General features: G+C 67.5%; 7 protein-coding genes. 5 read left to right on the forward strand and 2 right to left on the reverse strand.

All coding sequences use genetic code 11. From position 1 onward, the window contains the following. Positions 1-456: 456 nt before the first annotated feature. Positions 457-1,842, reverse strand: a complete 1,386-nt coding sequence (locus tag ACFSKW_RS06890; protein ID WP_379570335.1) for an ABC transporter permease — start codon at positions 1,840-1,842, stop codon at positions 457-459. Between the two features lie 112 nt (positions 1,843-1,954). Between ACFSKW_RS06890 and ACFSKW_RS06895 the strand changes: the two genes are divergently transcribed. Then, positions 1,955-2,731 carry a hypothetical protein gene (locus ACFSKW_RS06895; RefSeq protein ID WP_379570337.1) on the forward strand — a complete coding sequence of 259 codons (777 nt, stop codon included), beginning with the start codon at positions 1,955-1,957 and terminating at the stop codon, positions 2,729-2,731. An 11-nt stretch (positions 2,732-2,742) separates the two neighbouring features. Here the strand turns inward: ACFSKW_RS06895 and ACFSKW_RS06900 are convergent, their stop codons facing one another. Then, a complete protein-coding gene (locus ACFSKW_RS06900; protein WP_379570339.1) occupies positions 2,743-3,129 on the reverse strand; it encodes an alpha/beta fold hydrolase in 387 nt (128 codons plus the stop codon). Positions 3,130-3,438: 309 nt separating this feature from the next. On the opposite strand from ACFSKW_RS06900, the gene ACFSKW_RS06905 reads away from it, so the two are divergent. The 4 genes from ACFSKW_RS06905 (at position 3,439) to ACFSKW_RS06920 (ending at position 5,769) form a co-directional block, all read left to right on the forward strand. Beyond that, entirely contained in the window at positions 3,439-3,813 is a 375-nt protein-coding gene (locus ACFSKW_RS06905; protein ID WP_379570341.1) for a MerR family transcriptional regulator, read from the forward strand. A gap of 111 nt (positions 3,814-3,924) precedes the next feature. Beyond that, entirely contained in the window at positions 3,925-4,359 is a 435-nt protein-coding gene (locus tag ACFSKW_RS06910) for an Hsp20/alpha crystallin family protein (RefSeq protein WP_379570343.1), read from the forward strand. Positions 4,360-4,401: 42 nt separating this feature from the next. Next, on the forward strand, positions 4,402-4,728 hold the full coding sequence (locus tag ACFSKW_RS06915; RefSeq protein WP_379570345.1) for a hypothetical protein: 327 nt from the start codon (positions 4,402-4,404) through the stop codon (positions 4,726-4,728). Between the two features lie 351 nt (positions 4,729-5,079). After that, a complete protein-coding gene (locus ACFSKW_RS06920; protein ID WP_379570347.1) occupies positions 5,080-5,769 on the forward strand; it encodes a hypothetical protein in 690 nt (229 codons plus the stop codon). Positions 5,770-6,000 lie beyond the last annotated feature (231 nt).

A 6,000-nucleotide genomic window follows, 5' to 3' on the forward strand; every position in this document is an offset into this window, starting at 1 on the left:
GCCCTTCCTCCCGGTTCGCGGACGGCATTGACCCGGATGCCGACGCCCAAGATGATTAACGATATGCTCCCGCGCCCAGGCGTCACCGCGGCAGGTCTGATCGCGCTCATGCTCGTCAGCGCCTGCGGTGACCAGCCCGCCGTCGAACGACCCGCTTCGGTAGCGTCTGCGAGCTGATCCGCGGCGGCGCCGATGAGGAGTGGATCGACGAGATCGAAGACGGGCAACCGTGCGATCAGACGAACTTGTACGGCATGCTGGTTGACCTGCCTGGAATGCCTCCCTGGAGAGCTGGCCTGCCCGGTTCACGCCAAGCTAGCCGAGCAGCGCGGTCGGGCGGCGTGCCGTGCACCCCTGAGCCCGACCGCCACAGCGTCACTGCGGCGGTCAGCGTGGCGGTGAACTCGGCATCGTGGTCCTTGTCGATGTCGGCCAGCAGCGCCTCTACGGGAGCGTTCAGACAGAGGGCATCAGGTCGCGGCGGCGCAGGAACGCCAGCCCCGCCGTGGCCAGGGTGACGGCCACAACAGTCAGCCCCAGCAGCGGTGCCACCGGTGATGAGACGCCGTCCAGCAACATCGCCGGCACGTGCACGAACGGCGACAGGTTGAGGACGATCCCGGTGGCGAGCTTGAACTCCGCCAGCAGATCCACGACCAGGAAGAGGCCGAGCACGGTCCAGCTCGCGGCCGCCGCCAGCCGTGGCAGCATGCCGAACAGCAGCGTCGCGATACCGACCACGGTCCAGACCGCGGGCAGGTAGGCCAGCGTGGCCCCGGCGACGCGGGCCACATCGCCGTCGTAGGCGAGCCCCGCCGCCGCGCCCAGCGCGGCCAGCAGCAGCACCGGGCCCACAATGGCGAACACCAGGTGGCTCAGCGCCCAGCGCAGCCGGCCGACAGGGGTGGACAGCAGCAGCTCGGCCCGGCCCGCCGCCTCCTCGCCACGGGCGCGCAGTGCCGACACCAGCGCCGCTCCCGTGACGAGCTGGCTGAGCACGTACATCACGAACGTGAAGAACACATCCGAGACGCGGGCGTCGGCGCCGCCGACGGTCGCGGCGAGCTCCTGGAGCTGCGGCGTGTCCAACTGGGCGTCCAGCCCCCGCGCTGACACGCCGAGCAGGGCGCCCAGCAGGCCGAAGCCGATCGCGAAGCCTGCGAGCGTGCCCCGGTGCAGGCGAGCGGCCAGGCCGAACGTGCCCGACAGCGCCCCGGTGGCGGGTCCGGGACGGGCGGCAACCAGACCGCCGGCCACGTCACGCCGCGTGGACAGCTCGAACGCGGCCGCCGCCACGGCGGTGACGAACACCGCGACCAGCCCCAGCACCCACCACTGGTCGCCGGCGTAAGGTTTGGTCAGCCGGACCCAGCTGAACGGTGACAGCCAGGCGAGCCAGCCGATGCCGCCGACGTCGGCCAGCGAGCGCAGCGCGAACAGCAGGCCGCCGACGGCGATCGCGAAGCCGCGTCCCGTACCGGATGACGCGGTGAGCTGCGCGGTGAGGGCGGCCACGGCCGCGAACGCCCAGCCGCCCGCGGCGATGGACAGCCCGAACAGCAGTGAGGAACCCGCGGGCAGGCCGTCCGCGACCAGAGCGGGCACCGACAGCAGGCCCAGCAGCAGGTTGGCGGCCAGCACGACCGCGAGCGCGGCGGCCAGCGGGGCGTGGCGGCTGACGACACCCGAGGCCAGCAGCTCGCGCCGGCCGGTCTCTTCCTCGACCCTGGTGTGCCTGATCATCAGCAGGATGCTGATCAGCCCGCCGATCAGCGCGAGGGACGAACCGAGCGTCCAGGCGGTCAGGCCGCCGACGCTCGCGTCGTAGATGGGGCCGCGCATGTGTCACTGCCGATAATGTCATCCGTGCAGGCCATCCGGCTTGCCTGACTGATCCCGACGTGCGCCGGCTCTGGCTCTCGGAAGGGACAGAGCCTCGGCAAGATGATCACTTGTGCTTCTTAGCCTGGCCTACCTGACCGTCACGAACGCCTTTGCCGCGCTGCGATTGCTACCGCTGGGAGATCGAGACAAGGACGTCGAGATCCTCGCCTTGCGCCACCAGATCACCATTCTTGAACGGCAGCTCGGCGCCGACACCAAGGTGACGTTCGCTCCCGAGGACCGAGCCTTCCTGGCCGCGCTCCTGTCATCGTTACCGCGCGAGGTCCTACGCCGACTGCGGCTCCTCGTGCGTCCGGATACCGTCCTGCGCTGGCACCGCGATCTGCTCAAGCAGAGCCACGCTCGCACTTGTCAGAGGAAGCGGCCGGGGCGTCCGCCCACCGTGCGATCCATCCGCGTGCTCGTTCTACGGCTGGTCCGAGAGAACCCCTCGTGGGGTTACCGGCGAGTGCACGGCGAACTCGCCACCCTCGGCATCAAAATCGCGCCGTCCACCGTCTGGGAGATCCTCAAGCAGGAAGGCATAGACCCGTCCCCTGAACGAGCGTCGCTCACGTGGGCGGACTTCCTGCGCTCGCAAGCCGACGCGCTGCTGGCTTGCGATTTCATCGAGACCGTCACTCTGAACGGGCAGCGTCAGTACATTCTGGTGGCCGCCGAGATCCGCCGTCTCCTGGCACACCTGACCAGCGCCGCCACCCGCCCCATCGACCAAATCCTGCAACGCGCCCTGGCCTGGTCACACCATCGACGCGCTCACCAGGCCCGCGCCCGCAGCAGCCACTACTGGAAACGTTGGCTCCGCCACAACAAGATCCAACTGTAGATCACAAGCCCTTAGCGGGCGGCCTTCAGGATCAGCCGCGTGACCGCGTCGGGGTGGCTCAGCATCGCGACGTGCGAGCTGTCGATCTCGACGGTGGTGGCCTTGGCCCGCTTGGCCATGGCGCGTTCGGCCTGCGGGGGGATGATGCGGTCCTGCTTGGCAACGAGGAACCAGCTTGGCACCGTCTTCCAGGCCGGAGGCCCGGACGGGGTGACGAGCGCGGCAAGGGCGCCGGGACGCTGGGTCGCGGCCATGACGCCGGTGGTGCTGTGCGGCAGATCCTGGGCGCACAGGCGGTGGAAGTGGGCGGGGTCGATGTAAGCGTCGCCGTCACCGGGCCGCTGGAAGGGCGGATCGAACGCCGGAAGGTGCTTGGCGGGCTGATCAACGAGTACCACCGAGCCCCGTAGCCGCTCCGGAGAACGCCCAGCTCAAGCCCTACGCGATGGATTTTGAAGCGGTACAGGCCCATAGCTCGCCGCGATCAGGGCGTCGAACGTCTCGCGCAACCACTGATCGTCGGCACAGATCAGCTCTGCGAACTTACCGTCCACGCGCCGCGTATCCAGGTCCCGCATCTCGATCTCTCCCCGGAAACCATTGATAGCGCCGCCAGGTCATCGACCGATACACTTATTCTATAGCCACTACTGCAAGAATCTGTCAACCCCCTCCTCGGTGGACTTGGCGGCAGGCCACGACTGGAAGTGATCACGTTGATCGAACGGCTCGACGACCCGGACTATCCCGCCTACACCACCGGTCAGGCCGCCCAGGTGCTCGGCGTGCAGCAGGCGTTCCTGCGCGGCCTGGACGCCGCCGGGGCCGTACGGCCGGGCCGATCGACCGGCGGGCATCGCCGCTACAGCCGTCGACAGCTTCTCTTTGTGACGCGCATCAGGGAACTGTTCGACCAGGGCCACTCCCTGGCCTCCACGATGCGGATCCTGTCGCTGGAGGACGAACTGGCAGTCGCCCGCGCCCACATCGGCCGACTCCAGGATCTGGCGCGTGGCCTCGAGGCCGCCGCGTCCGAGGCCGTGGCAGCCGATCCGGCAGAGGGTCGCCCGGAAGTTAGTTGACAATTCGACCGCAAGCTTATCTACAATGTGGACTAGAGGTTTTCCTCTTGTGGCAGAACAGGTATCCCGGGGTGCCCAGGCCGCCCCGGGGGTCTTCGGAGGTGAAGCAAGATGCTGCTGACGTCGATCGACCCGTTCGTGCAGGAGTTCGAGCGTCAGTTCGACCGGCTCACCCGCCAGGCCGCCGCCGAGGGCGTCGGCGCGGTGATGCCGATGGACGGAATCCGCCGCGCCGATGACGTGGTGCTGCGATTCGACCTGCCCGGTATCGCCCCCGACTCCATCGAGGTCACCGTCGACCGCGGGGTGCTGTCGGTGAGCGCGCGCCGCGAGGAGGAGTTCGGACAGGACGAGCGCGTCTTCGTCCGCGAGCGGGTGATGGGAGCCTTCACCCGCCGCGTCTACCTGTCGGAGCACCTCGACAGCGACAGGATCGACGCCGACTACACCAACGGGGTGCTGACCGTGCGCATCCCGGTGGTGGAGAAGGCCAAGCCACGCAAGGTGGAGATCAGCCGCGGCCAGAGCAAGGCCATCAACGCCTGACCCGACGGCGGGGGGGCGGGCCATGGCGCAACACCGTGGCGCATGGTCCCTTGGCTCGCCCCCGGCCCCTGCGGCGACCGGGTGGCACCGCGGATGCGGTACCACCTGGTCATCGCGATGGTGCTGCAGAGCCGCACGTGGATTGTCAACTGGCATGAGGAGCGCGCTCTCGCAGCCGTCGACATCCCGCTGCTCGGCCTCCCCGGCCAGGCGCCCGTGTGGGTCGAGATCGAGCACGACCCCAACGACACCTTCGTCTTTCTCGACTTCAACTCCAGCGCAGTCACCCTCCACCCGGTTTCGTTGGGCAGCCCGCAGGCGGCATGCGAGAAGCCGTATCCAGGCGAGCAGCCCTACGCCTGCCGGTAGCTGACCGGGGAGCAGTGGATCCGCGTCCACAGGCTGGGCGGTGTCGTCTTGTTCGGCGTTCGGCACGGCGTACTCGTCGAGATCAACAGCCCATCACAGGAACAGGCGGTGACCACCCTCGACAGCCTCGCGCCGACAACCGAGGCGGCACTGGCATGGTCACGCTGACCTGTGGGATCCGCGCATCCACCTAGATCCACCCCGGCGCTCAACATCTTCGAGCACTGACATTTGGTCCGCGCGATCCACTGACATCTTCTCCGCGCTCAACACGTCGCTGCCATACAGCAGCTCCTGGAGGTACTGCTCATCGCCGAGACACCACCCCACCCACCGGACAACACTCTGATCGTGCAGGGCGTGCTCTCGAAACCCGTGGAGTGTTCTGCGCACTTCTTCACAGACCGCCAGCAGAGACACCCACAGGCTGGAGTCAAGGCGAACGCCCAAACCGCGGAACACCGGACCGGGCTACGCAATCAGACAAAGCAGGTCCGCCGCGATGTCATGATCAACAAGGTAATCAGACTCACCACCGCAGCCGGACTAGCGGGCGTCCTACTCGCGACCGCGTCGGCGAACGCTGCTCCGGAGGAGCGCACTGCCGGACCCCGCGCCACCAGCGCGGTGAGCGCTCAGTCGACTGTGCAGCGTTGGACGCGGAAGGACAAGTTCGCCACCGCCTACCACCCCCAATGTCGTGGCTGGGAGCGCCACATACCGCCCTACAGGAGCGGCCGGTACATCAAATCCAGCAGGCAACTGCACTGCAACAGGGGCGGCTGGGGCCGGCACATGTCGATCACGACCACGCTGCAGCAGTACCGGGGCTTTGGCTACTGGCGAACCAAGGCCACCAGATCCGCCAAGGACAGCAACGCGACGCCGGCCTTCACCATCAAGCAAGACGTGCGCTGGAAGTGCTCGGGCGGTAGCCAGCTTTACCGCACTCAGACGAGGCTGCACGTGTTCTCGGTCCTTCGCGGCAGTCAGTCGATCACGTTCCACGACCGTGTCCATTACCGGCGCATCAGATGTTGATCTGATCGTGGATAGACGTGGGCCCTGGTTTCTCGTCGCGGCCAGAGCCACAACCTCGACGGCGGCCCTCACCACGAGACGATCATCACGGGGTCCCCGGAGTACCGGAAGCAGGAAAACACAGGGTGAGCTACTGACAGAACTTGTCGCCGACCACTGTCAGTGTCTGGCTCTGGCGCTGATCTTGTTGCGTTTCAGATGATCAGGACTCGTCGGCGGAGGAGGTCGAGG

It is taken from the genome of Nonomuraea mangrovi (assembly GCF_042681425.1).
In the GTDB taxonomy this organism is placed as follows: Bacteria; Actinomycetota; Actinomycetes; order Streptosporangiales; family Streptosporangiaceae; genus Nonomuraea; species Nonomuraea mangrovi.